General features: G+C 45.5%; 21 protein-coding genes. 5 read left to right on the top strand and 16 right to left on the bottom strand.

Going from position 1 to position 24738, the window contains the following annotated elements:
* Positions 1-17 precede the first annotated feature (17 nt).
* The gene (gene gcvT, locus DES35_RS01760) at positions 18-1094 is read left to right on the top strand and encodes a glycine cleavage system aminomethyltransferase GcvT (protein ID WP_114365624.1); all 1077 of its coding nucleotides are present in this window, start codon (positions 18-20) and stop codon (positions 1092-1094) included.
* A gap of 92 nt (positions 1095-1186) precedes the next feature.
* On the opposite strand, the gene DES35_RS01755 is transcribed toward gcvT, so the two are convergent.
* Genes DES35_RS01755 through DES35_RS01740 form a run of 4 tightly spaced genes read right to left on the bottom strand, consistent with a single transcriptional unit; the run spans position 1187 to position 3780 of the window.
* Positions 1187-1726 carry a hypothetical protein gene (locus tag DES35_RS01755; RefSeq protein ID WP_114365623.1) on the bottom strand — a complete coding sequence of 180 codons (540 nt, stop codon included), beginning with the start codon at positions 1724-1726 and terminating at the stop codon, positions 1187-1189.
* Positions 1727-1739: 13 nt separating this feature from the next.
* Positions 1740-2444, bottom strand: coding sequence for an SDR family NAD(P)-dependent oxidoreductase (locus tag DES35_RS01750; protein ID WP_037358051.1), 705 nt, complete (start codon positions 2442-2444; stop codon positions 1740-1742).
* Between the two features lie 29 nt (positions 2445-2473).
* Positions 2474-3211 (bottom strand): NUDIX hydrolase, encoded by a 738-nt coding sequence (locus DES35_RS01745; RefSeq protein ID WP_051889263.1) that lies wholly within the window; start codon positions 3209-3211, stop codon positions 2474-2476.
* Between the two features lie 23 nt (positions 3212-3234).
* Entirely contained in the window at positions 3235-3780 is a 546-nt protein-coding gene (locus tag DES35_RS01740; protein WP_037358049.1) for an inorganic diphosphatase, read from the bottom strand.
* Positions 3781-3941: 161 nt separating this feature from the next.
* On the opposite strand from DES35_RS01740, the gene DES35_RS01735 reads away from it, so the two are divergent.
* From DES35_RS01735 to paaD, 4 genes are read left to right on the top strand one after another with little or no spacing between them, the layout of a single operon-like run.
* Entirely contained in the window at positions 3942-6023 is a 2082-nt protein-coding gene (locus DES35_RS01735; protein WP_114365622.1) for a protein-disulfide reductase DsbD family protein, read from the top strand.
* 47 nt (positions 6024-6070) lie between these two features.
* Entirely contained in the window at positions 6071-6826 is a 756-nt protein-coding gene (locus DES35_RS01730) for a hypothetical protein (RefSeq protein ID WP_114365621.1), read from the top strand.
* A gap of 26 nt (positions 6827-6852) precedes the next feature.
* Positions 6853-7647, top strand: a complete 795-nt coding sequence (locus DES35_RS01725; RefSeq protein WP_037358042.1) for a thymidylate synthase — start codon at positions 6853-6855, stop codon at positions 7645-7647.
* Positions 7644-8138: a 1,2-phenylacetyl-CoA epoxidase subunit PaaD gene (gene paaD, locus DES35_RS01720; protein ID WP_114365620.1), complete on the top strand. Its 495-nt coding sequence runs from the start codon at positions 7644-7646 to the stop codon at positions 8136-8138. Before DES35_RS01725 ends, paaD begins: the two co-directional genes overlap by 4 nt.
* Before the next feature lie 201 nt (positions 8139-8339).
* Here the strand turns inward: paaD and rodA are convergent, their stop codons facing one another.
* From rodA to dnaE, 12 genes are all read right to left on the bottom strand, one after another.
* On the bottom strand, positions 8340-9596 hold the full coding sequence (rodA, locus tag DES35_RS01715) for a rod shape-determining protein RodA (protein ID WP_114365619.1): 1257 nt from the start codon (positions 9594-9596) through the stop codon (positions 8340-8342).
* Positions 9593-11449 carry a penicillin-binding protein 2 gene (gene mrdA, locus DES35_RS01710; protein ID WP_114365618.1) on the bottom strand — a complete coding sequence of 619 codons (1857 nt, stop codon included), beginning with the start codon at positions 11447-11449 and terminating at the stop codon, positions 9593-9595. Before mrdA ends, rodA begins: the two co-directional genes overlap by 4 nt.
* Entirely contained in the window at positions 11446-11976 is a 531-nt protein-coding gene (locus tag DES35_RS01705; protein WP_051889262.1) for a hypothetical protein, read from the bottom strand. The genes mrdA and DES35_RS01705 overlap by 4 nt, the downstream gene beginning before the upstream one ends.
* Positions 11963-12796, bottom strand: a complete 834-nt coding sequence (gene mreC / locus DES35_RS01700) for a rod shape-determining protein MreC (RefSeq protein WP_114365617.1) — start codon at positions 12794-12796, stop codon at positions 11963-11965. Before mreC ends, DES35_RS01705 begins: the two co-directional genes overlap by 14 nt.
* Positions 12797-12846: 50 nt before the next feature.
* Entirely contained in the window at positions 12847-13872 is a 1026-nt protein-coding gene (locus tag DES35_RS01695; protein WP_114365616.1) for a rod shape-determining protein, read from the bottom strand.
* Positions 13873-13886: 14 nt separating this feature from the next.
* On the bottom strand, positions 13887-15392 hold the full coding sequence (gene purH / locus DES35_RS01690) for a bifunctional phosphoribosylaminoimidazolecarboxamide formyltransferase/IMP cyclohydrolase (protein WP_114365615.1): 1506 nt from the start codon (positions 15390-15392) through the stop codon (positions 13887-13889).
* A gap of 80 nt (positions 15393-15472) precedes the next feature.
* Positions 15473-16618 carry an MFS transporter gene (locus DES35_RS01685; protein WP_114365614.1) on the bottom strand — a complete coding sequence of 382 codons (1146 nt, stop codon included), beginning with the start codon at positions 16616-16618 and terminating at the stop codon, positions 15473-15475.
* A complete protein-coding gene (locus tag DES35_RS01680) occupies positions 16615-17985 on the bottom strand; it encodes a pyridoxal phosphate-dependent decarboxylase family protein (RefSeq protein ID WP_051889261.1) in 1371 nt (456 codons plus the stop codon). The genes DES35_RS01685 and DES35_RS01680 overlap by 4 nt, the downstream gene beginning before the upstream one ends.
* A gap of 125 nt (positions 17986-18110) precedes the next feature.
* Positions 18111-19181, bottom strand: coding sequence for a putative type IX sorting system protein PorV2 (locus DES35_RS01675; protein WP_114365613.1), 1071 nt, complete (start codon positions 19179-19181; stop codon positions 18111-18113).
* A 61-nt stretch (positions 19182-19242) separates the two neighbouring features.
* The gene (gene rsmG / locus DES35_RS01670) at positions 19243-19866 is read right to left on the bottom strand and encodes a 16S rRNA (guanine(527)-N(7))-methyltransferase RsmG (RefSeq protein WP_037358014.1); all 624 of its coding nucleotides are present in this window, start codon (positions 19864-19866) and stop codon (positions 19243-19245) included.
* A gap of 1 nt (position 19867) precedes the next feature.
* Positions 19868-20215, bottom strand: a complete 348-nt coding sequence (locus DES35_RS01665; protein WP_037358011.1) for an ArsC/Spx/MgsR family protein — start codon at positions 20213-20215, stop codon at positions 19868-19870.
* 71 nt (positions 20216-20286) lie between these two features.
* Positions 20287-24615: a DNA polymerase III subunit alpha gene (gene dnaE, locus DES35_RS01660; protein WP_114365612.1), complete on the bottom strand. Its 4329-nt coding sequence runs from the start codon at positions 24613-24615 to the stop codon at positions 20287-20289.
* Positions 24616-24738: the final 123 nt, after the last annotated feature.

Genomic DNA, 24738 nt, shown 5'->3' with positions numbered 1-24738 from the left:
CCCAAACTCAGCATTGCATGAAGCAAACTGCCCTCACTCACATACACCGCTCCCTGGGAGCTAAAATGGTTCCTTTTGCCGGGTTTGAAATGCCGGTACAATACGAAGGCCTCATCGCTGAGCACCACGCCGTGCGTCAGGCAGTAGGAGTTTTTGATGTCTCTCACATGGGCGAGTTTCTCATACAGGGACCGGAAGCTCTGGACCTTGTACAATCTCTCACCACTAACGATGCATCCAAACTATACCCGGGAAAAGTTCAGTACAGCTGCATGACCAACGACCAGGGCGGTATCGTCGACGATCTGCTTGTGTACATGCTTGCAGAAAATTCTTACATGCTCGTTGTAAACGCTTCTAATATTGAAAAAGACTTCCTCTGGATTCAATCCAGAAACATTTACGATGCACAGCTTACCGATGTTTCAGATCAGACATCATTGCTTGCGGTTCAGGGCCCCAAGGCAACAGAAGCTCTTCAAACCCTCACCGATGTGCAGCTTGGCACCATGGGTTACTACACGTTTGTAAAAGGCCGAATGGCTGATGTGGACGATGTCATCATATCCGCCACCGGTTATACGGGTGCTGGTGGTTTCGAACTTTACGTGCCCAATCAAGCCGCAGAACACCTCTGGCGGGCCGTCCTGGAGGCAGGCCAAGCCTATGGAATCAAACCCTGCGGATTAGGTGCTCGCGACACTCTTCGACTCGAAAAAGCCTTCTGCCTCTACGGCAATGACATTGACGATACTACCAATCCCATTGAAGCCGGCCTTGGCTGGATTACCAAATTTACCAAAACCTTCACTGCATCCGAAATCATCAGACAAATAAAAGAAAAGGGACCTTCTCGACGTCTGGTAGGCTTCGAAATGATAGACCGGGGAATACCCCGACAGCACTATTCCATCCACGACGCGGAAGGGCATTCCATAGGTCACGTCACCTCTGGAACTCAATCACCTACCCTCGGTAAAGCCATCGGTCTGGGTTATGTTCCCATTAGCCATTCTGCCCCAGGCACTGAAATTTTCATCGATATCCGGGGCAGGCATCTCAGAGCCCGTGTAGTCAAAACACCTTTTCTGTAATATTGCTCTCTTGCCTCACGTCCGTTCCCTTGCACCAGCAAACTGCCAATTCCCAAACTACCCTGTAATAAGTCCCTGCGGGGAAAATGGTCTTATTTGGCCTGATTCTTCACGAAGGTAATGATCATGTCAATTGGCAGCGTCCCGAGTAAGGGAGTTTGAAAAGGATAAGTGGTTCTCCAGACTTGCACGTTGTGCTCGTTGGTCAAGACTTTGAGAGTGAGTTTTTCACCATTGGTCTGGGTAAGTAGTATTTGTTTTTCGTCGGTTGAGATATCATAAGTGCCTGTCAAGTTGATGTTGACCGGCAATGGGACGGGAAATCCCAGCCCCAGGTCTATGGAAGCTGTAAACTGCAGTTGGATGGTGAGGGTGTTAGGGTCTTTTTGCACAGTGAGTCGTCCATTGGGGTTTTCGGTAATGCCTGAAACATTGATGGGGGGCAGCCCTTGCTGACCGAGATCAATCTGTGCGGAATAAGTGACAAAGGACGGAGTCCAATCACCGGGTAGCCGATCGGCCAATGCACGCGGGGGTGTAGGAGGGTCCATGTAAATGTATTCAACCCGCTTACGGCAGGCGCCCGCGAGCATCAGTGCGGTGAGGAGGATGGGAATATAGTGATTTTTCATGGCAGATGTTGGTTTAGAGGTCTTTGATGGAGATTTTGACGGGTAAACTGGTAGTTGAATTTTCAATCAAATGTATGATTTTATTTGAAACCATTAAGGGATCAAGTAGTTGATTGAGCTCCTTTGCAGATTTGAAGCGTTGGACCTCCGGAAAGGTATCTGGTGTATGACTGCGAATAAAGGATTGCATATCGGTATCGACCATGCCGGGAGCAAGTGCATAGACCCTGTACTGTGGATATTCAAGTGCAAGACACTGACTGAGCATATCAAGGGCAGCCTTGGTGGCACAATAGGCGCTCCAATGCGTGACCGGGTACCGTCCGGCGCCTGAGCTGATGTGCAGGATGTGTTTGGAGGCAGTGACCGGTAGTGTCTGCCGTATAAACCAGGCGCTCAATAAATGTGCTGAAAGAATATTGATCTGATATATACGCTGTAATTCGGTAGGTTGTATCCGGTGAGCAGGGGCTATGGGTTGAAGGATGCCGGCATTGTGGATAAGGGTATAGCTGTGAAAGTGAGTAGGTATATCAGGTAAACTGTCGACAGCATCTGAAGAAGACAGATCGGTCTGATGGAAATGGAAATTGGGATGTTCTATCTCATTATACCTGGAAATGCCCCAAACCATATAACGGCCGGTGCTGAGCATATGTTTGGCCAAAGCATGACCAAGGCCTCGATGCGTGCCGGTGATTACAGCCAGGTGGTTCATAGGACGAGCTGGATTGTATGGACAAATGGTCAAATAGCGATGGGATTGCCATTGAAGGCAGTATGCTCCTGGAGCTCTTCAAGGTTAAACTGATAGAGACGGGCAGGCTTGTGATAGACACCTTGCTGCTTCTCCATCAAAGGGGTGAGAATGTTTTCGCGTAGGATTTTTTTTCGAAAGTTTCGTTTGTCAAACTTTCGATCGAGGATTATTTCATACAGACGCTGAAGATGCGAGAGTGTGAATTTTTTGGGCAAGAGCTCAAATCCAATGCGGTGTGCTTCAAACTCACGGCGAAGCGTAAGAAGACCTTCAGCTGCTATCAGATTGTGGTCGAAAGCCAAGGGTGGAATATTATGAATATCGCACCAATAAACGCGATCGGCAAAAGAGCTGGCTTCAGGGGAAAAGTCATTCATTTTAACCAAGGCATAGTAAGCAATGGTTATAACCCGTGCCTGGGGATACTCGCGGTAGGTCTGTAGCCAGGCAAGGTCTTTGACATCGCGAACTCGATTGGGATCGCCAAAGGTTTTAAACTGCCTTAGGTAGATTCCAGTAAGGCCGGTAAGCTCATGCAATACACGGCAGGCAGCATCGTCCAGGCTCTCTTCTTCAAGCACCAGATCGCCAGGAAGTGCACTTTGAGGCTTAATGGAGGGATTAATCGGTTTTTGCTCTATAAGGAGGATGTTGAGCTTTTCGTTGTCAAAACCGAAAACAACGCAGTCAACGGATACATTGGGGTTAAGGTTTTTACTGTTCATCAGGGCAATTGTAGTAGTGAAGTTTAATCAAATGTGCGGTCGTACAGGTCAATGGCATCTTTGAGAATTTGAAGAGCAATATTGACATCGAGAAACTCTTCTACTTTTACTTCTTTATGCTCCAGCTTTTTGTAGTCTTCGAAGAAGGCTCTGAGCTCGGCAATCATATGCGGGGGCAATTCCGTGATACTTGTAATATGACTGACGGATGGATCCCCAGCGGCTACTGCAATGAGTTTGTCATCGGCTTCTCCCTGGTCGAGCATTCGCATGACGCCTATCACTCGTGCCTGTACGATGCATAGCGGGACGGTATCTACCTGTGAAATCACCAGAATGTCGAGCGGGTCATTGTCGTCGCAAAAGGTCTGGGGGACAAAGCCGTAATTGGCCGGATAATATACCGAGGAGTAGAGCACACGGTCAAGGGTGAGAAGGCCGGTTTCCTTATCGAGCTCATACTTGGCTCTGGAGCCTTTTGGTATTTCGATGATGGCATTGACGGTTGATTGAATGAAATCAGCCTGATTTTCAACTGAATGCCATGGATTGTTGATTTTTAAACTCATTCGGGATTTTTTTATGCAAAGCAAAAGTACGTCTATTCGGGTATTAACCGGATTGCGGATTGTCAACTGTAGGGAAGATTCCAAAAGGTGTGTCAGGTTCTTTTGAAAAGGGGTAAATGTTATTTATTTTGCAGCTTTCTTACGTGTGAAACCCCAGCCAAATGAAATTTTTAAACACAGCGGTTTTTTTGTTCTTGATGCTGGCCGGACAAGCTCAGGCTTTCAAATCACCGGTCAGCTGGAGATTCAAAATTAATTATTTAGAAAATAATGAAGCTGAATTGGTCTTTACAGCCCGTATAGAAGGTGATTGGCATTTGTATTCTTCAACTCTACCGGTGGGCAGTGGCCCCATTCCTACTTCGTTTAATTTTGAAGAAAGTGCTGATTACAAACTGGTCGGTAAGGTCAAAGAAGGCGTGGCAAAAGAAGAATTTGACCCCAATTTTAACATGGTAGTCAAATATTTCGGTAAGTCTGCAGAATTCAGACAAAGGATACGGATGCTCAGCAGCAAGCCATTTGTAGCAAAAGGATATCTGGAGTACATGGTTTGCAACGATGAGACCTGCCTGCCACCCACTGCTGTGGATTTTGAATTTCAGATTGTCCCTCCACAACCCAAAGAAGAAACTCAGCTTCCTGTTGAGAAGGACCCCATCAACTATGCAGCATCTAGGGATACTCAAGCCTCTGAAGAAGTTCTGGAAGAAACCACCTCAGCCGATGATGAAATGGCAATGGCTCCTGATGAAGCTGTTTCGGAAGAAGTCACAACAGCTCAGCTCACTACTTCAGAGGGGGAAAAATCTTCATTTACCGGATTGTTTATTTTTAGTTTTTTAGGAGGATTGGCGGCTCTGCTGACCCCGTGTGTATTTCCTATGATTCCCCTTACGGTAAGCTATTTTACGAAGCAAAGCCAAAATCGGGCACAAGGTATCAGCAATGCGCTCATCTATGGCTTAAGCATTATGGTGTTGTATGTGGGTGTTACTTACACCATCACGCGTTTAGCCGGGCCAGCGGCCATGAATGCCTTTTCCACCAATCCATACGTCAATCTTTTGTTTTTTGCACTGCTGGTCATTTTTGCCATTTCATTTTTCGGGGCGTTTGAAATCACTTTGCCCTCGTCCTGGGTAAATAAGGCGGATAGTGCCAGCGAGCGAGGAGGTGTTATCGGCATTTTTTTCATGGCCTTTACACTGGCATTGGTCAGTTTTAGCTGCACCGGTCCTATCATTGGCACATTGCTTTTTGAAGCCTTCAGTGGTGGTATTAAAGGACCTCTTATCGGGATGACAGGATTTTCTCTGGCATTGGCCATTCCATTTACTCTGTTTGCAGCATTTCCCGGATGGCTCAATTCCCTGCCTCGCTCCGGGGGCTGGCTCAACAGTGTAAAGGTTGTCCTCGGCTTTATCGAACTTGCACTGGCCTTCAAGTTTCTCTCAACTGCCGATTTGGTTTGGCAGTCTGGCATTTTGCTGAGAGAATACTTCATCTTGATTTGGATAGCCATCGGCATACTGCTGACCATTTATCTGCTTGGTTTCTACCGTTTGCCACACGACAGCAAGAGTGAAAAAATCGGAGTAGGCAGGCTGATGTTGGCAGTTATCTCCCTGTCGTTTACTCTTTATTTAATTCCGGGTCTGTGGGGGGCCCCTTTAAAGCTGATCAGCGGACTCACCCCACCGATGTGGTACACCGAAGCTCCTTTAGGCAAGAGTACAACAGCTCAACACAGTGTGTCCGAGTACATCGAAGGTGCGCATCCGGAGAGCTGCCCGCATGGATTGAATTGCTTTCATGATTTTGACAAGGGATTGGCATATGCCAAAGTAGTTAATAAACCAATTTTACTGGACTTTACCGGCTGGGGATGTGTCAACTGTCGCAAGATGGAAGAAAAAGTCTGGAGCGATCCAAGGGTGCTTTCCAAATTGCAAAACGATTTTGTGCTCATTTCACTCTATGTAGACGAACGAACACCTCTGCCAGTTGACCAACAGTATTACTCAGAAATTCTGGGTCAGAAAATCAGAAACATTGGAAATTATTGGGCTGAATTTCAGGCAAAGCACTATGGCACCAATAGCCAGCCCTACTATGTGATCATAGGGCACGAGGACCTCACACCGCTCAACAAGCCCGAAGCATACAACACGAACATAGAAGCCTACCTCGCTTGGATGGAAGAAGGGATCAGCAAATTCAGAAGTCTTCCCAAAAAGTAAAAAAGCCCGTTGGCAACAAGTATATTTGTTCAGGGAATTTTAAAAGAATGAAAAAACTCTTTGCACCATTCATAGCGCTGTTTGTAATGATGTCATGCAGCCGCGAGGAAAGACCGCAGCTGCCCAATACACCTCCTACATCTGGCATCGCCAGTATTGCTCATAGTCTTTTTGACCTGCCGCGTACATTGGACTTCAGATTTGAGCAAATGAGTACCTACCGAGCTGCAACAGACAATCTGTATCAACCCAGCAGGCTGAGCACTGATTTTTTTGCTTACAATTTTCAAAATCGCTTTATTGGTGAGTTGTTGTGGCATACTACGCCTTTGGCATTTCGCTTAAATCACTACTACGGAAACCTGCTCAAATCAGACAGCCTTACCGGTCATCAGCGCATCCTGTCCTTAGAATCTACGGATCAAAATTTTCCTTCTTTTTTCTATCCAATTTATGCACCCATGCCTATGTTTTTTGCTGTAGAAGGCCTTACACAAGAGCAAAAGGTGGATACATTAGAAGGTTTTACCATCATATGGCCAATTGATTCAATGTTGCCAGCAAATAATCCTGTACTCTTATACACTGAATTTGATATCATGGGAGCTGACCATTTTTTTGTTGATACTCTGGCCGAATGGGATGGGGAATATTACTATCCACCCACATTTCTCTTTTTCAACAAAAAGAAAAAAATAAAAGTCCATCTGGCAAGAGGCACTACCCATATCGATACCATTGGAACGAAGACTGCCGGTTTCAAATTCGTTCACTTTGGCGAGTTAACCCTCGATATACGATAATACTCTCAAGAATCAAAACGCTAAAAATGCAGCAATATCATGAGCTGATGCGCACCATTCTACAGAAAGGAGTGCGCAAACACGACAGGACAGGCACAGGTACAATTAGCATATTCGGATATCAAATGAGATTTGACCTCTCGGAAGGGTTTCCACTGGTCACGACCAAAAAACTCCATGTCCGATCGATCATACATGAGTTGCTGTGGTTTTTGAAAGGGGATACCAACATTCGTTATTTGAGGGAAAATAAGGTAACCATATGGGACGAATGGGCGGATGAAAACGGCGACCTTGGACCAGTGTATGGCTACCAATGGCGCAGTTGGCCATCAGCCGATGGTAGAAAAATTGATCAGATTTCCAATCTGATCGACCAGATCCGAAAAAATCCAGATTCGCGAAGGCTCATTGTGAGCGCCTGGAACGTCGCAGACATTGACCGCATGAAATTGCCCCCTTGCCACACCCTCTTTCAGTTTTATGTGGCAAACGGTAGACTGAGCTGCCAGCTCTATCAGCGCAGTGCCGACGTTTTTCTTGGGGTGCCGTTTAACATTGCATCCTATGCCCTACTCACCATGATGGTAGCACACGTCACGGAACTGGAACCCGGAGAGTTTATACACACCTTCGGCGATGCTCACCTCTACCTCAATCACTTGGACCAAGCTCATTTACAGCTCAGCCGCGAACCAAGACCACTCCCGAGAATGTTATTGAATCCGGAAGTAAAAACCATTTTTGATTTCCGATTTGAAGACTTCACCCTTATAGGTTATGACCCTCATCCCCACATTAAGGCAGAAGTAGCCGTATGAATCAGACAACCCAGACACACATAAGACAACTGCTCAGCCAGGTTACTGACCCGGAGATTCCGGTGCTTACCATTGAGGACATGGGCATCCTAAGGGATATTGACCTAAAGGATGACGGCACTGTAGAAGTAATCATCACACCTACCTACTCCGGATGTCCGGCCATGCATGCCATCGAAAAAGAAATCAGTAAAACTCTCGCAGCTCACGGATACAAAAAAGTAGTGATTAAAGAAAAACTGTCACCGCCCTGGACAACGGATTGGATGACCGATGAAGCCCGTGCCAAACTCGAAGCATATGGCATAGCTCCACCCTCAAAGGGTACCCCCGATAAGCGTGTGCTCTTCGGAAAACAATCGGCAGTGAGATGTCCGCATTGCAAATCCTTACACACAGAAATGGTCTCCCAGTTTGGCTCTACAGCCTGCAAAGCATTGTATCGTTGTCTGGATTGCCTTGAACCTTTTGACTACTTTAAGTGCATTTGACGGTCGCACAACCTCGTTTTAGAATGTTTTCAATTCTGCTAATCCCCAATCCGCAGAGAGAAGGTGTGATAAGGAACGCAGTGCAAGAATTTATGTAAATAAACACTTGCACAGATTTTTACTTGAAATCACAAACATTCTGCCTTTACTAAGTTAAAAGATTTACAGGATAGAAATCTTTGTGGAGAAATAGCTCTTATTTTACAAAATTTCCTGCCTATACGTATCAAGCCTGAGCAAGATGAAAATCATCATCGAAAAAGCCAACATCGAAGACCCACCAGAGCTTATAAATGGCAATGGAATTCCTATCACAGGAAACAAACCGATAGTCATGGCAATATTTACCGTGAAGTGAAAAAAAATAATACTCCCAACAGAATACGCAAAGATCCGTGCATATGCAAGCTTTTGTCGCTCAGCCAACACAAAAATCCGGTAAATAAAAAGCAGGTAAAGCGAGATAAAAAGAAAAGACCCTACAAAACCCCATTCTTCCCCAATGGTACAAAAGATAAAATCTGTCTGCTGTTCGGGGACAAAATCGTACTTCGTCTGTGTGCCTTGAAGAAATCCTTTACCCCATACCCCCCCTGAACCAATAGCAATCATACTCTGATGGGTATTGTACCCGATACCCTTGGGATCGTGCGCCTTGCCAAGCATGATGTTGATGCGGTTTCGGTGCCGATCTTCCAGGAGATTGTAGAAAGCATAATCGACCGATTGAATGAAAAGAACCAGCAATGCCGTAACGGCTGCAATGGTTAACCAAACCCTGCGCATTCTCCGCAATAGAATGGCAACAAAGACACCCATGCCACCAAGTACCACGGAAAGTATGTCAGGGTCTATCACCAGTGCCAGGATAAAAAATACACCCAAAGCAATGAAGATCAATACATAAAACAACGGTAAACCTTCTCGGTAAAAGACAAACAGAAATGAAGAAAAAACTATTGCACTGCCAAGGTCAGGCTGTGGCAGTATGAGCAGTGCCGGGATGGCTATGACCACTATGGCTAGAAAAAGCTTTTTGTTAAAATTTTTTCGATTGGCACCCGCTAGTATTGCAGCCACCATCATAGAAGCAGATAGTTTGGCAAATTCACCTGGCTGTAGACTAAAAGCTCCGAACTGAAACCATGAACGCGCCCCGGAAATTTTTACTCCTAAAAAAAGAACTGCTACAAGCAATCCCAAAGTGAGCAGATATATGGGGAATGACAGGGGTTCTATTAACCTGCCTTCCAGACTTAGTATGAACAATCCGATCACAGTGGATGCAATAATGAAAATCATCTGCTTGTTGTAGTTGTGCGATAGATTCGAAAGGGAAAACGTGTCCGGATTGTAAACAGCAGCCAAAACACTGAAAAAACCGATGATTACCAGCAGGTAATAAAGCAAAAGTACCGACCAGTCTATCCCTTCAAAAATGGAGTTTCTTTTTCTCATCTGCCGCTGGTTGTCAAAAGTTTCTGTCCGAAAATTCTGATCAGCTGACGGTCATACTCGTCTTGAAGAGAGCCTTCCATCATGCGTCTTTCGAGTTCTTTACGCTCTACTTTTCCGGTGAGGTATTTTTCGATGATCAAGGAGGCAATCGGAGCAGCCCAGCGAGAGCCCCAGTAGCCATTTTCAACAAAGATAGCGATGGCAATTTTGGGGTTGTTCTTTGGACCAAAGGCCATAAAAATCGAATGGTCCTGGCCATGGGGATTTTGGGCGGTTCCCGTTTTTCCACAGAGCTCAATTCCGGGGATTCGTGAGGCTCTGGCCGTTCCTTGTTCGAAGACCTGAAACATCCCTTCGATCACAGTTTCAAAGTGAATGCTATCTACTGTAGTTTTTTTTGGCTGTGTGTAATGTGGGTCAGTAATCGGTTTACCATCTATGCGCTTAACCAGATGGGGCGTATAGAAGTAGCCTCTGTTGGCAATCGCAGCTGCTGCATTGGCCAGTTGAATAGGAGTAACGAGCATTTCACCCTGTCCGATGCCTAGAGAAATGGTGTTGAGTGCTTTCCAGCGGGTTGTTCTAAATTTTCGATTGTAATATGTTGAATCTGGTACTAACCCTCGTCTGCCGGTGGAAAGGTCGTTGTTGAAGTACGTACCCAGACCGAAGCTTTTCATATGACGGCTCCAGATTTCAACACCAGTAGGGGCATCGGGATATTTTTCAATGGTGCGCTTGTAGGTATTGCAGAAGTAATTGTTGCACGATTTATAGATGCCGACTTGAAGAGGTAATGGATACGAGGTGCCACACTTACACCGCACAAAAAGACTGCCGGCTCTGAAACCTCCTCCACACGTAAACGTAGTTGAAGGTTGAATGCTTCCTTCTTGAAGTGCTACCAGGGCCTGAAGTATTTTGAACGGGGAACCGGGAGGATACTCAGCAAGCAGGGCACGGTCGTAGAGTGGTTTGTTGATAGAATCGTTGTAAAGCTTTCTGTAATTGATGTTTCTGTCGCGACCAACCAGCAAATTTGGGTCATATGTGGGACTGGTGACAAGTAGGAGAATTTCACCAGTTGAGGGTTCTATGGCTACAATGCTACCGCGCTTATTGCGCATGAGTGTTTCACCATACATCTGCAGTTCGATGTCGATGGTTGCCATAAGGTCGCTGCCGGGCACTGCGAGTGAGTCAAAGAGACCGGCTTTGTAAGGGCCCTTCTCCCGCCCTCGCACATCTACGAGTATTCTCTTTACACCGTGCTTACCTCTCAGATATCGTTCGTAAGATTTTTCAATGCCGGCAACACCGATGAAATCTCCTCTGCTGTACTCAGGATTGTTTTTAACGGTGCTTTCGTCCACCTCTCCAATGAAGCCAAGGACATTGGCTGCCGATGAATACGGATAGTATCGCAGGGTGCGTCGTTGGAAGAAAAAGCCTGGAAATAAAAACAATTTTTCCTGTAAATATGCATAGTCCTTGGCCTGTATGTATCGGATAAATTCGGATGGCTTGTATCGGCTGTAATTCCGTGCTGCCTCCAGTTGCTTTTCGAAAAACTCCCTCGATATGGCAAACAGCCGGCAAAACTCGGCCGTGTCCATCTCTTTGACCTGCATGGGAATGACCATCAGATCATAGGCCACTTGATTGGCAACAATAACCCGACCCTCACGGTCGACTATTTCACCCCGGGGAGCGTAGATCTTAAGGGTGCGAATCACATTGTTTTCGGCAGAGAGTTTCCAACTGTTGTCCACAATTTGTATGTGGAAAAGCCTGACTGTGAAAGCCATCCACACGGCTATGAGAAAGATTACAAAAACCGTGATTCGCTTCATTTCAATCTTCTTTTTCCTACACGGGTTGCATCAGGTGTTAGGAGAATTTCAATGGGGACAACAATCAATAAACTTATGGCAGTGGAGTATAAGATCTTCGAACCCAAAACTAAAAATTTTATAGACGCCATGGAATCCAATACATACAACCATGCGAAAAATACCACATAAGAAATGGATATATAAACGAAATATCGTCTGAATCCCACAGTGCTCACACGGATAATCCCGAGATCACTGGTAACCAGTAAGCCTAACAACCTTTCCAAAGGAATAAAAGATATCATAGAAAGTGCGGAAGCATAAATTCCCCCTGTGTTGTACCACCAGTCGATGGCAAGACCCGTAAGAAATGAAAGCAACAGATGCAAGTATTTGGGAAGAAACAGTTTAGCAGCTAGGAATAATGCAGGTACAATCTGTGGATTGATGTATCCGGAAAGTTTAATCTGGTCAAATACTCCAACCTGCAGTACTAAAGCAGCCACAAGTGCTACAGTCCATGACATTGCATCACTTGCCTTCATTAATGAGCAGTTTTAAATCCTCAATGGCTTTTTTATCAATAAAATCAATGACATAGACCTGGTGTATGCTGCTGAAATCTGTAAAAAGTTCAATCTGAGCTTCAATAAAATCGCCCGGCTCCCTGGTTCTGTAACTTTTGATAATGCCTACACCTATTCCTTCGGGAAAGATAAGACTGCGCACATCTGTGACGACCGTATCTCCGTTTCGGATCCGAGTTTGCCTTGGTAAGTCGATCAGTTGTGCATATCGATAGTTTTTGCCATTCCAGATTAGGGAGCCAAAGTTTTTGGCATTGGCAGGGCGGGCACTTATGGAAAATTTACTGTGAATCACTGAAAGAGCAGTGGAATAGCGTGAGCCCACATCTTTGATGATACCCGCCACACCGATAGGTGAAATGACCGCCATACCCGGTTTCAGACCATGGATTTCGCCTTTGTCGATGACAAGATAATTGTTTTGCAGGTGAATGGTACTGTGAATCACTCTGGCTTCCTGATAGGTGTACACCTGCTTCAGTAATGTGTCTTCTATTCTTCCCGATTCGTATATAAAAGAGTTTCTAAACTCTTCCAGTGCCGTACGAAGTACTGCATTTTCTGTTTGGAGCACCTGGTTCTGTTGTTTAAGACTTAGATACTCATAGGCGGCCGAAATTCTGTCGTGTATAGTACCTACCGCATAGGTACTGCTCGTAAACCAAACGTAATTTTGATACACATTGTGCCGAATGGTGAGGGATAGACAAAACCCCTGTATCAGGATAAATAAAATCAGATATGCGTTTTTGATTAAAAAAGACCAGACTTTATTCATCCTTCTTCAAGGGTATGGATTGGATTTGAGTCAATGTAATGAAAAACCGGCTAGCGGCTGAGGAAATTAAATTTATCAAGGTTTTTTAAAGCTATGCCCGTACCTCGTACTACGGCTCTTAAGGGGTCCTCAGCTACATATACAGGCAGGTCAGTTTTCATAGAGATGCGTTTGTCGAGTCCTCTAAGCATGCTTCCTCCTCCTGCCATATATATTCCGCTGTTGTAAATATCAGCTGCTAGTTCAGGAGGAGTCATGGAGAGGGCCTCCATGATGGCGTCTTCTATCCTGATGATGGACTTTTCCAAAGCCCGGGCTATTTCTTTGTAATTGACCACTACCTGTTTTGGTTTTCCGGTCAGCAAGTCTCGGCCCTGAACAGGCATGTCATCTGGCGGGTTGTCGAGTTCATCGAGAGCTGCTCCAACCTGAATTTTTATTTCCTCTGCGGTGCGTTCGCCTACATACAGATTGTGTTTGGTACGCATGTAGTAACTGATGTCGTTGGTAAATACATCACCGGCTACTTTTATGGATTTATCACACACAATACCTCCCAGTGCTACAACGGCTATTTCGGTGGTCCCCCCTCCAATGTCAATGATCATATTGCCTTTCGGCTCCTGTACGTCCACTCCAATGCCAATGGCCGCAGCCATTGGTTCCTGAATAAGATAGACCTCCTTGGCTCCGGCATGTTCGGCACTGTCGCGCACTGCTCTTTTCTCGACCTCTGTAATACCCGAAGGTATGCAAATTACCATGCGCAGAGAGGGGGTGAAAAATCGGTTTTTCAGCCCTGGGATGCTTTTGATCAGCTCCCTTATCATGTGCTCAGAGGCTTCAAAATCGGCAATCACCCCATCTTTAAGCGGGCGGATGGTCTTTATGTTTTCGTGCGTTTTTCCGTGCATCATTCTGGCCTGATGGCCTACAGCTATGATTTTGTTCGTATTTCGATCGATCGCCACGATAGAGGGTGCATCAACTACTACTTTATCCCTGTGAATTATAAGGGTGTTGGCAGTACCCAGGTCGATAGCGATTTCTTCGGTAAGGAAATCAAAAAATCCCATATTAGAATATTTTATTAATGTTTAAAATGTCTAAAACCGGTAAATACCATAGCCAAATCGTGCTGATTGCAGTAGTCGATGCTCAATTGGTCTTTGATGGACCCACCGGGTTGAACAATGGCAGTAATTCCAGCCTGGTGTGCAATTTCGACACAATCCGGAAACGGAAAAAATGCATCACTTGCCATCACAGCACCTTGCAGACTCAAACCAAAGGTCTGACCCTTCAGAATAGCCTGCCTCAAGGCATCCACTCTTGAAGTCTGCCCAGTCCCGGCAGCCAACAGCATGTGATCTTTGGCCAATACTATGGTATTACTTCTGGTGTGCTTACTGATTTTGGAGGCAAAAATCAGATCTTTCACCTCTTGATGGGTGGGTTTTTTACGCGTTACATATTTGAAATCCTCAGCACTATCGGTATGCAAATCCCTGTCTTGTACCAAATACCCATTGAGTGCTGACCGCTTGGTGAGTCTGTTGGGTACAAATGGATGGATTTGGACAATAATTCTGTTCTTTTTGGATCGCAGTAGTTCGAGGGCTTCACTGTCAAAGCCTGGAGCAAGGAGTACTTCAAAAAAAATTCCGGAAACTGCTTCAGCTGTTTTTGTATCCACAGGAGCATTGAAGGCTATAATACCTCCAAATGCAGAAACAGGGTCCGCTTTCAGTGCATCCGTCCATGCCTGAAATACATCGGTTCTTGAAGCAAGTCCGCAGGCATTATTGTGTTTTACGATCACACATGAGGTCTCGTCAAATTCGCCTAGGTAGGCCAAGGCAGCGTCTATATCCAGAAGGTTGTTGTAGCTGAGCTCCTTACCCGATAGTTGAGTGAAAATTTCGGAAAGGTCCCCTTCAAACCACCCGCGCTGATGAGGATTCTCTCCGTAGCGTAGCGAATGCACTTTTTCCGATGGCAATGGCAAATCACTAAACCAATGGAAAATAGCTCTGTCATACGTACTACTGATGCGGAAAGCCTCCCTTGCCAGCTCTTTGCGGAAGTCCAGGTCTGTGCAGCCTTCGTATGACAGATAATGTTCGAGAAAACGATCATATTGAAACCTTGAGGACACTATGGCTACGTCGGTGAAATTTTTTGCTGCTGCTCTGATAAGGCTAATGCCGCCAATGTCAATTTTCTCTATAATGTCCTGATGCGACTTTCCCGATTTTACTGTTTCTTCAAACGGATATAAATCCACCACTACCAGGTCGAAAGGCGTGATACCGTATTGACTAATTTGCAGCAGGTCATCCAGATTGGAATCTCTTCTCAAAATTCCTCCAAATACTGCTGGATGTAAGGTCTTAACCCTTCCTCCTAAAATTTCGGGAAATTCGGTAATCTCCTCAATTGATGTAGCTGGTACTCCGAGCGATTGAATATAATCCTGAGTCCCTCCGGTTGAAAAAATTTCCACATTTTTATCGCGAAGCTCGCGCACAAGTCGTTCCAATCCATCCTTGTAAAATACTGAAATTAAGGCAGTTTTTATTTTCTTTACTGACACTAATGAAAATTTAGAAAAAAACAGGACAAATGTAATTTGGGTAGTTCAATTGCCTGTCACAGAATAACACCTTCATTGCACTAAATTATTGTGTCATTCCACAAAGTAATCAAAGCAACACCTGCCAAAAGCGGTATCGATAAAAATCGAAAAAACAGAGAGGCATCGCCGATGTAAGCAGATGCCAGCAGGGTAAGTGTGACCGTTACGACCCGGCTGACCATACCAACTGCACCTGCTGCCAATCCCCCCTGCAAAAAACGCTCTGCCACCATCTCCATTATAAGGGGATAAGCCGGAAACATCAACACACTACTGGTGATAATTAAAATGTAAAAAACAACCAATTTCGGATAAACGGTCAACAAAACCATAGATAAAAGGACAAACACCAATACAAATTTTAAATATCCGATGTGCCACCTATATCGTGCCACTGCGGGAGATATCACGCCCACCCCGATAACACCAGCTGATATAGCAATCCCCATAATCTGTCCAGCATGATGTGAAAAATTTGTTGAACTGAGAGCCGGCTCCAGCCATGTCGACAGATTGTCAAAAGTCCCCACTCCAAGGCCCAAAATACAACCAAAAACCATCACAAAAGGCCTACATACAACTGATCCAAAACCTGTATTGACCGAAGAGGGTGTTGCTGGTCCGGTGCTGAGAAACCGATGAGCGCAAATCAAAACAACCAACCCAATAACCGACAAAACTGCAGCGGGTAGTATCAAACCTGTAATTCCAAACGTACTGTATACAGGTACTCCTGCCAGCAGGGAAAAAGCAATCCCACTGTACATCGAAACACTCATGGTAGTGAGTACCACCGAGCGCTTTTCCTGAGAATAGAGTTTGGTCAGTGGTACAAATCCATTTAAAATCAATGGCTGAGCAACAGCGGCCAAAAACTGACTGAAGTATAAAACAAAAAGATTGAACCCGGCAAATCGAACGGTTGCGCCAATAGCCGTAAGCACTCCGGCTATCATCACCCACTTAACAGCATCCATATCCGCCAATTTTCCGGCTGGGATGGACAATAACAAAAAAACAACAGGATACAACACAGGTAAGAAGCCCACCCAGCGAACCTCAACCTGAAGTTTGGCGGCTACCTGACTGGCTACCGGCGCAAAGGTGACCCACATCGCCTGATTGGCAAAGGTGACCATTACAAATCCAGCAAGCAACAGCGACCGGCTGACCAAATCTCTCAAGGTTTAAACCAAGAATTGACTACGCTACGAATTTGTACTTCGGCTTCTGAGGGCGGTACTACATCGAGCAGCACCGGTAGCAGAATCGGATCTATGCTGCCATCCGAGAGTTTTCTCACCAGGTCGGAGGGATTTTCCCTCAGAAAATCCCCGTTGAATCCTGAATCTTCACTCATGGCACTTTCGATATCCTTTAAAAACTGATCGACAATATGAAGATGTACCGGATTGATCGTTAAATGAATACATGCCGGAATACCAGCATCTGGGTTGGCCTTTAACAGGTGAAAAACCCAGCCTTTTTTCTTTAAATTTAAAGCCAGACGGACCAGGTCAATTTTTGGATGATAAAAGGTGCAAACAATATCTTCTGAGGAAATTGCCGGAGTAAATCCCAATTTGCTCAACCCATTTCGAAAAGCTTCTGCTGCTTTCCCTATTTCCTGCGCATATTGTCGATACCCCTCTGTGCCAATGTAACTGACTACTGCATATGCAGCTGCCAGGTGCCCCACAGATTTGGAGGAAAGCACACCCCTGTTGACCAGGACATAACCCGGAGTCTGCGCATTGACATACGTCGTACGTATAGCGTAGCAGAAGTCCCTGAAAAGCACCATAGAAGCACCCTTCGGGGTATATCCGAATTTGTGAAAATCCAATGAAATGCTGCTAACCCCGGTAACGGAAAAGTCAAAATCGGCAATTGATAAGCCATTCAACCTGGCAAAGGGAAGGTACATACCACCAAAACAGGCATCTACGTGTACCGGAATGTGGAGTCTTGCAGCTTCCGGAGCTATTTCGGCTACCGGATCAATATTGCCATAGGCCCAACTTGGTGCAGACAATGCTACCAGAGCGGTATCCTCGCCGAGAGCGTCTATCAGAGGCTTTACCAATGCTCTTCCATCGGCTCCTATTGGTGTCTTATGGACGCGCATTCCAAAATAAAATGCTGCTTTGACCAATGATGGATGAATGGTTTCGGGGGCTACAATCACAGGGGTTCTGTTTTTTCCAAGAGCCCTGTATTGCTCACGAGCCGCCAACACTGCTAGTAGCAAACTCTCAGTTCCTCCTGAGGTAAATATGCCATTTGTCTCTTCCGTACCCCTCATCCAGCTTTTGGCCAAGGATACAAGCCTCCTCTCCAGATGCATAGCACTGGGAAAAACGGTGAAGTCCAGTGCATTCTTGTCCATAAACAGATTGAAGGCTTCCTGTCCGATTTGTTTCACCAAAGGATCACCAGCAGAATAGTTGTAAGCAAAAAGATGCCATTCGTCATAAAAGGCTTCTGCATCAGCCAACTGTTTAAGCTCTTCCACAATGGCGGATCTCTTTGCTTGACTATTATTCCTCATAAAGCGTAAAATTTCTTAACAATAATAGCAAAGAAACAAACCGTATAGCCATACAAATAAGTGCCTAGAATGGAATGAGTCAAATGCTATTTGAGAAACTAATTTTTTTTGATTATCAGACGATTTTACTTCCTGACAAACTGCATTCTGAGACTAAAGACGTGACTAATTAAAGCGCTTTCAAACGATACCAGATTGGTCAAAGCATAGTCAATTTTCAACCGGCCAAACTGCAGTCCCAATCCCATGGAGGGGCTAAATAGCCAATGCTCACCCCCATTGAAAGTAGTAGTTTTTTGAAATCTGCCAGCCCCAAATCGCAAATAGACCCATTCTCTGTAATCTGCTTCCAGACCAATGGACGGATTCAGCGTCAGTACTGTGCCGAAATTAACTCCTGCTTGTGGCCCTCCCAGCAGGCTGGTATTCACTTCTGTCAGCAGTCCAAAATCCGGGCTTAGGGCAAATCGCCTTGCTACACCAAGGGTGAGCACTGGTGGAGTGAGTTCGATGTTTTCCTCGGGCATCTCGTTGCCTGTTTGTTCAAAGGCTTCTTTGAGTTGGTCTTCGTTGATAAACCAGGCGTTGAAGGTAGTGGTGGCATCTCTGACCACAGCTGACAACTGCCAATTGCCCGGCCGATAAGCAACACCCACGTCAAAGCCAAAACCGAAAGCGTTGGCAAATGGGCCTATATTTCTGTATATCAGCTTTGTATTGAATCCCAGTTGAAGATTTTCAACTCCTGTCACAGGCATTGCAAAGTGTGCCATCAGCGCATAGTCGGCAGCAGAAAACCTGGTGATCCGGCCATAATCTACCTGTCCTTCCTGATCAACCAGATTAAGGGTATTTTGTATATCGTCAATAGCAAAGCGAAATAGCGATACACCAAATCGATATGGACTCTCTGCGGGTGAAAATGCCAGTGACAAGTAATCGAAATTGGCTATGGAGGCAAACCAGGAAGCATGCATCAGTGCAGCATCATATAGAAAGTCGCCATGGAGCATCCCTGCTGGGTTCCAGTATCCGGCTTCTGTTCCTTCGGTGCTAGCTGTGACAGCCCCGGACATGGCAAGACCTCTGGCACCGGCACCGATTGTTAAAAATTCATTGCTGTACTTTCTGATAAGTTGAGCATGGCTTCCTGCAGAAATCAGACAAATCCATACCAGAATTAAAGATTTCTTCAATAGCTGAGCTTTAAGGGATTCAACGTCAAAAATAATGGAATCGTATGCAAAGCTTCGAATTTCAAACCCGGAATACTACCAGCTTTTTCGTTTCGAAAAATGCTTCGCGGAAATAGGAGTGAAGGGATACAATTTCGATAGGTTGCACCGGAGGAACCAGTTCGTCTTCCAGGTCCCCGCCTTTAAGGTAGAGCACTGCCGGTGGTAGTGCGCCTTTGGGATTGTTTTTTTCGAGTTTCCCCTTGATCCAGGAGGAAAAAATCGGCAGTCTGGTCACAGCCCTGCTCACAACATAGTTGTATTGCTGCTTCAGGGTTTCGGCTCTTGTTTGGCTGGCCATCACATTGGTGAGTTGGAGAGCTTCGGCCACTGCCCGGACTACCTTTATTTTTTTTCCAATGGAATCTACCAAATGAAATTCAACTTCAGGCAACGCTATGGCCAATGGTATGCCCGGAAATCCTCCCCCGGTTCCGACATCCAGCACTTTTGCGCCCGAGAAAAAGGAGGTAAATCGAACTATAGCAAGGCTGTGAAGCACATGGTGAACGTAGAAATTTTCCATATCCTTGCGGGATATTACATTGATCCGGGCATTCCAGTATTCATACAATGGTTTCAGGGCTGAAAATTTAGCCAATTGTTCCTCTGAAAAATGCTCGAAATACGAACGGATTAACTCCATCTTACAGGATTTCCCGGATTTTTTCAGCCGGACGTGCTATCACAGCCAAATCTTTTTCAGGGTTGTATACAATCGGCCGTTGCATCAGGATGGGATCCTCTATTATGGCATATACCAGTTCATCGTCATCCAGTTCGAGATCGGCATATTTCTCTTTCCATACAGGCTCGGTTGTTCTGATGATGTTGATGGTATGGAGGCCCGCCAATACGGCCAGGCCTTGCACTTCCTCAAATGTCATTGGCTCATTGAGGTATTTTTTTACGGTGTAGGAGATGTTTCGTTCGTCGAGCCATTTAAGTGCTTCGCGACTTTTTCCACAGCGAGGATTGTGGTATACGATCAGCATTGATTTCAATTAGTTCAGTAGGGGCAAAAGTAGGGCATTTCAACCGAAGGCGTTGGTCTTGGAAAGGACTCTCATTTCAGCAAGGTGGTGATTACGGGTAATTGCTGGAGCTCATAGATCAGTTGGCGATCCACCTTTACTTTGAGCCTGGAAATGCCGGGGACACTTATTTCATTGTATTCGTCCTCAAGAACTACTCTTACAAGGTGAGTACCCGGATGGGAGGTCAGTATGGATTTCAATTGGTATATCAGGTTTGTATCCAGTTGGTTACATGGGATTTTAATGGTCATCCGACCAGCTTTAGCGGCAAGCTCTACTGCCGGCAGGATGGAGTTGATTTCCAGGTAGGCCTTGCCCGGTGTGCCGTCTTTTTTGATAAAGGGAGGACGTACAGTTCCTGAAATGAAGAGCACATTGGACTCTTGTATGAAATGACCAAAATTCAAATAGTGCCTTGAGCGCAATCTGAAGGTATGCGTACCACTTCTATCCATCAAATCAAATCGGCAGGTTCGCTCCCCGTTTCGTTCGGTATCGATGTAAAAGGCTGTCACTATACCGATGGCGTTTACTTCCTGATTGGTCAGTTCGTCCAGATTGGCGAGGTCAGCCATTGAGACGTTGGCGAAACTTTGAATTTCGGTATCGTAGTCGTCAAGTGGATGCCCGCTCAGGTATAATCCGTTCACCTCGGCCTCTAGCTGCAAAGTATGTAGCGTATTCCACGGCTCAGCAGAGGGAACTGAAGGGGTCTGAAAGCTATCTGATAGCAAATCGCCAAAGAGCGTCATCTGTGCTGTAGACATGGCGTTTTTGTAAGATTGTCCGTATTTGATCAGTGTTTCGAGGAAAGTTTTGCCCTCTGATTCGCAGAAGTAGGTCGCTCGATGACATTCGCTGAAATCGTCAAGAGCACCACCGAGGGCAAGAGCTTCCATTACGCGCTTGTTGACCACCTTTTGATCCACTCTTTCGACAAAGTCAAAAACCGATTTGAAGGGGCCGTTTTTTTCGCGTTCTTCGATGATGTTGAGGGCCGCATTTTCGCCTACGCCTTTCATTCCTGCCAGACCAAATCGAATGGCTCCGGCTTTACTGACCGAAAATTTCATATCACTCTCGTTGACACTGGGACCAAGCACAGGTATACGATTGGCTCTGGCATCTTCCATGTAAAAACTTATGTTTTTAATGTCATTTTGATAGTGGGTGATGGTAGATGCCAGAAACTCAGCCGTGTAGTGTGCTTTGAGATAGGCTGTCTGCACCGACAGCACAGCATAGCAGGTAGCGTGTGATTTATTAAAGGCATATGAGGCGAAGGCCTCCCAGTCGGTCCATATTTTTTGAAGTTTTTCGACAGGAAATCCTTTGGCAGAGGCTTGGTCGATAAATTTGGGTTTCATTTTATCGAGTACTGCTTTTTGTTTTTTGCCCATGGCCTTGCGCAGTACATCCGCCTCACCTTTGGTAAAGCCAGCCAGTTTTTGCGATAGCAGCATCACCTGCTCCTGGTAGACGGTGATTCCATAGGTTTCAGCCAGATATTCTTCCATTTCGGGCAGGTCATAAACGATGGGCTTACGCCCGTGTTTGCGATCTATGAAGTCGGGAATGTATTCCATTGGACCTGGTCGGTAGAGGGCCACCATCGCTATGATGTCCTCAAAAGTGGTGGGCATCAGTTGTCGAAGATATTTCTGCATACCGGGCGATTCCAACTGAAAGACCCCTTTGGTATTTCCGGTTTTAAAAATTTTCTCGTATGTTTCAGGGTCATTCAGAGGGATGTCATCGGGATTGATGGATATGCCGTGGCGTTTTTTGATTATTTCGCAGGCATCTTTAATAATAGTCAGGGTTTTCAGACCCAGAAAATCCATCTTCAGTAGTCCTGCTGATTCTACAATGCTGTTGTCAAACTGTGTACACCACATTTCAGAATCCTTGGCCCTGGCAACGGGTACCAGGTCGCGAACATCGACCGGAGTGATGATGATCCCACAGGCATGAATTCCGGTATTTCGCAAAGCGCCTTCCATTTTTTCGGCCAATCTGAGCACTTTTGCTTCAGTGCTTTGGTTTTTTTTGTAGATATTTCTTAATTCGAGTGCGCTTTGAAACTCGTTTGATTTGATCCTCTCCCGAAGGTCTTTGTCATCGAGGCGAAAGAGCTCTGAGAGACTTAGATTTGAGGGTACTTTTTTTGACAGTTGGTTCACCTCAGCGGGTGTAAGGCCTAGCACTCTGCCACAATCTCTCACAGAGCTGCGAGCAGCCATGGTGCCATAGGTTATGATTTGCGCCACCTGGTTTGCACCATATTTATCCATTACATATTGAATGACTTTGTTACGGCCCTCATCGTCGAAATCCGTATCGATATCCGGAAGGCTTACACGTTCGGGGTTGAGGAACCGCTCAAAGAGCAGGTTGTATTTGATGGGATCTACGTTGGTAATGCCGATGCAATATGCCACTGCTGAACCGGCAGCTGAGCCTCGTCCCGGCCCGACCACTACTCCCATATCTCTGGCGGCCTTACAGAAATCAGCCACGATGAGAAAGTAACCCGGATAGCCGGTTTTCTCTATCGTTTCCAGCTCAAAATCCAGTCTTTCTCGGATGATATCAGTGATTTCGGGATATCTTTTTCCGGCTCCTTCATAGGTGAGGTGTCTAAGGTATTTGTTTTCTCCTCTTTTACCTCCGTCGATTTCGTCGCGTGGGTCTTTAAATTCTTCCGGTATTTCAAATTTGGGTAGTACTACATCCCTTTTCAAGTCGTAGTTTTCAATTTTTTCAAGGATTTCTGCCAGATTGCTGATGGCCTCCGGAATGTCGGAGTATAGCGCGTACATCTCATCAGGGGAACGGTAGTAGTAAGCTCTTTCGGTGTAGCCAAACCTATTGCCTCTTCCCTTACCTATAGGGTCGGACACCAAATTTCCATCGCGTATACATATCAAGGCATCGAGTAATTCGTGTTCGTCGGGATTTAGGTAAAAATTGTTGTTTGCGGCTACAATCTTTATTCCATAGCTGTGCGCCAATTCGATCAGAACACGGTTTACATGGTCTTCTTCTGGCAGACCATGTCGGTTGAGCTGCAGGTAAAAGTCGTCGCCAAACTGTTCTCTCCACCAGAGGAGGGCTTCTTCGGCAGCTGTTTTTCCCTGGGAAAGAATAAGTGCGGGAATTTCACCGGTAATAGGACCGCTCAGGGCAATGAGATCTTCCTTGTATTGCTGTATCAGGTTTCGGTCTACTCTTGGGGTGTAATAGAAACCATCGGTATTGGCAATAGATACAATTTTTGAAAGATTGGAATATCCGGATTTGTTTTTTGCAAAAAGTACAATACTGCTGGTGCGTTCCTGATGAGTTTTCTTGTAAATGTCGTTTACCAACTGAAGTTCACAGCCCACCAAACCTTTGATTTGATGGTCCTGTTTGCGTGAAGCATTGATTTCTTTGATTTTTGACATAAATTCAAAGGCGGCCATCATATTGCCGTTATCTGCTATGCCCACCGCCGGCAGATTGAATTCAGCGGTTTTATTTACCAGTTCATCTATCTCGATGGTAGAAGACAAAACCGAAAACCTCGTTTTGTTGTACAGGTGAAAGAATCCGGTGAGATTAGATTTGGCTACTGTCTGTTGATAGTTTGGGTTTTGATTATCTGTGGGTTGTTTTAGCTTTTTGCTGGCGTCTTTTAAATTGATGTGTCGGATACCCCAAAGAGAAATTGGAGTTGGATTCTTTTGCCTGAAGAGGTCCAGATAACCCTGGGGCTTTTTTAGTTGCTCTTCCGTAAAGTGATTTCTTCTTATCAATTCGAAGAAAACACGGGCGGTAGCTTCCACATCGGCGGTAGCGTTGTGGGCCTCTTCAAAGGTTTCCTGAAACAGGTGGCTGTACAGTTCTGTCAGATTGGGAAATTTGAATTTACCGCCTTTGCCTCCCGGCAAACAGGTGATCCGGGCGGTAAGCTCATCACAGGTATCAAGCCTGTAGAAGTGAAGCAAGGAACTAAAATCATAACCATACCGATACAGCTCGCTGGCAATGATGTTGATGTCAAACTGCAGGTTGTGGCCTGCTAATACTGTTGCTTTTTGCAGCACTTCAAGAAATCTGTTCAATACCTTCTGAACAGGCTCGCCGGCCTGGTATGCATACTCCGTAGATATGCCATGCACATTTTCAGCCTCGTAAGGCACTTCCCAATTATCGGGTTTTACAATGTACGATTTATGCTCTACGAGCGCTCCAAAATCATCGTGCAACTGCCAGGCGATTTGAACCATCCTAGGCCAATTGTCCGAATTGGTAACGGGTGCTTTGTAGTCTTTTGGAAGGCCGGTAGTTTCCGTATCGAAAATCAAAAACATCTTTAAATCAGAAATTTATCTGTACAAATCTGAATATCAGTATTTTGTGCTAATATAAGACAGTTTGAGGGAGCTTTATTACATACTTTTCAACATTGCCCTCTTGTGGAGTAGCCGGAGAAT

Origin of the sequence: Schleiferia thermophila, from assembly GCF_003337435.1 — a bacterium.
In the GTDB taxonomy this organism is placed as follows: domain Bacteria; phylum Bacteroidota; class Bacteroidia; order Flavobacteriales; family Schleiferiaceae; genus Schleiferia; species Schleiferia thermophila.
The sequence above is the reverse complement of the archived record's forward strand: the minus strand, read 5'-3'. Positions and strand labels throughout refer to the sequence as shown.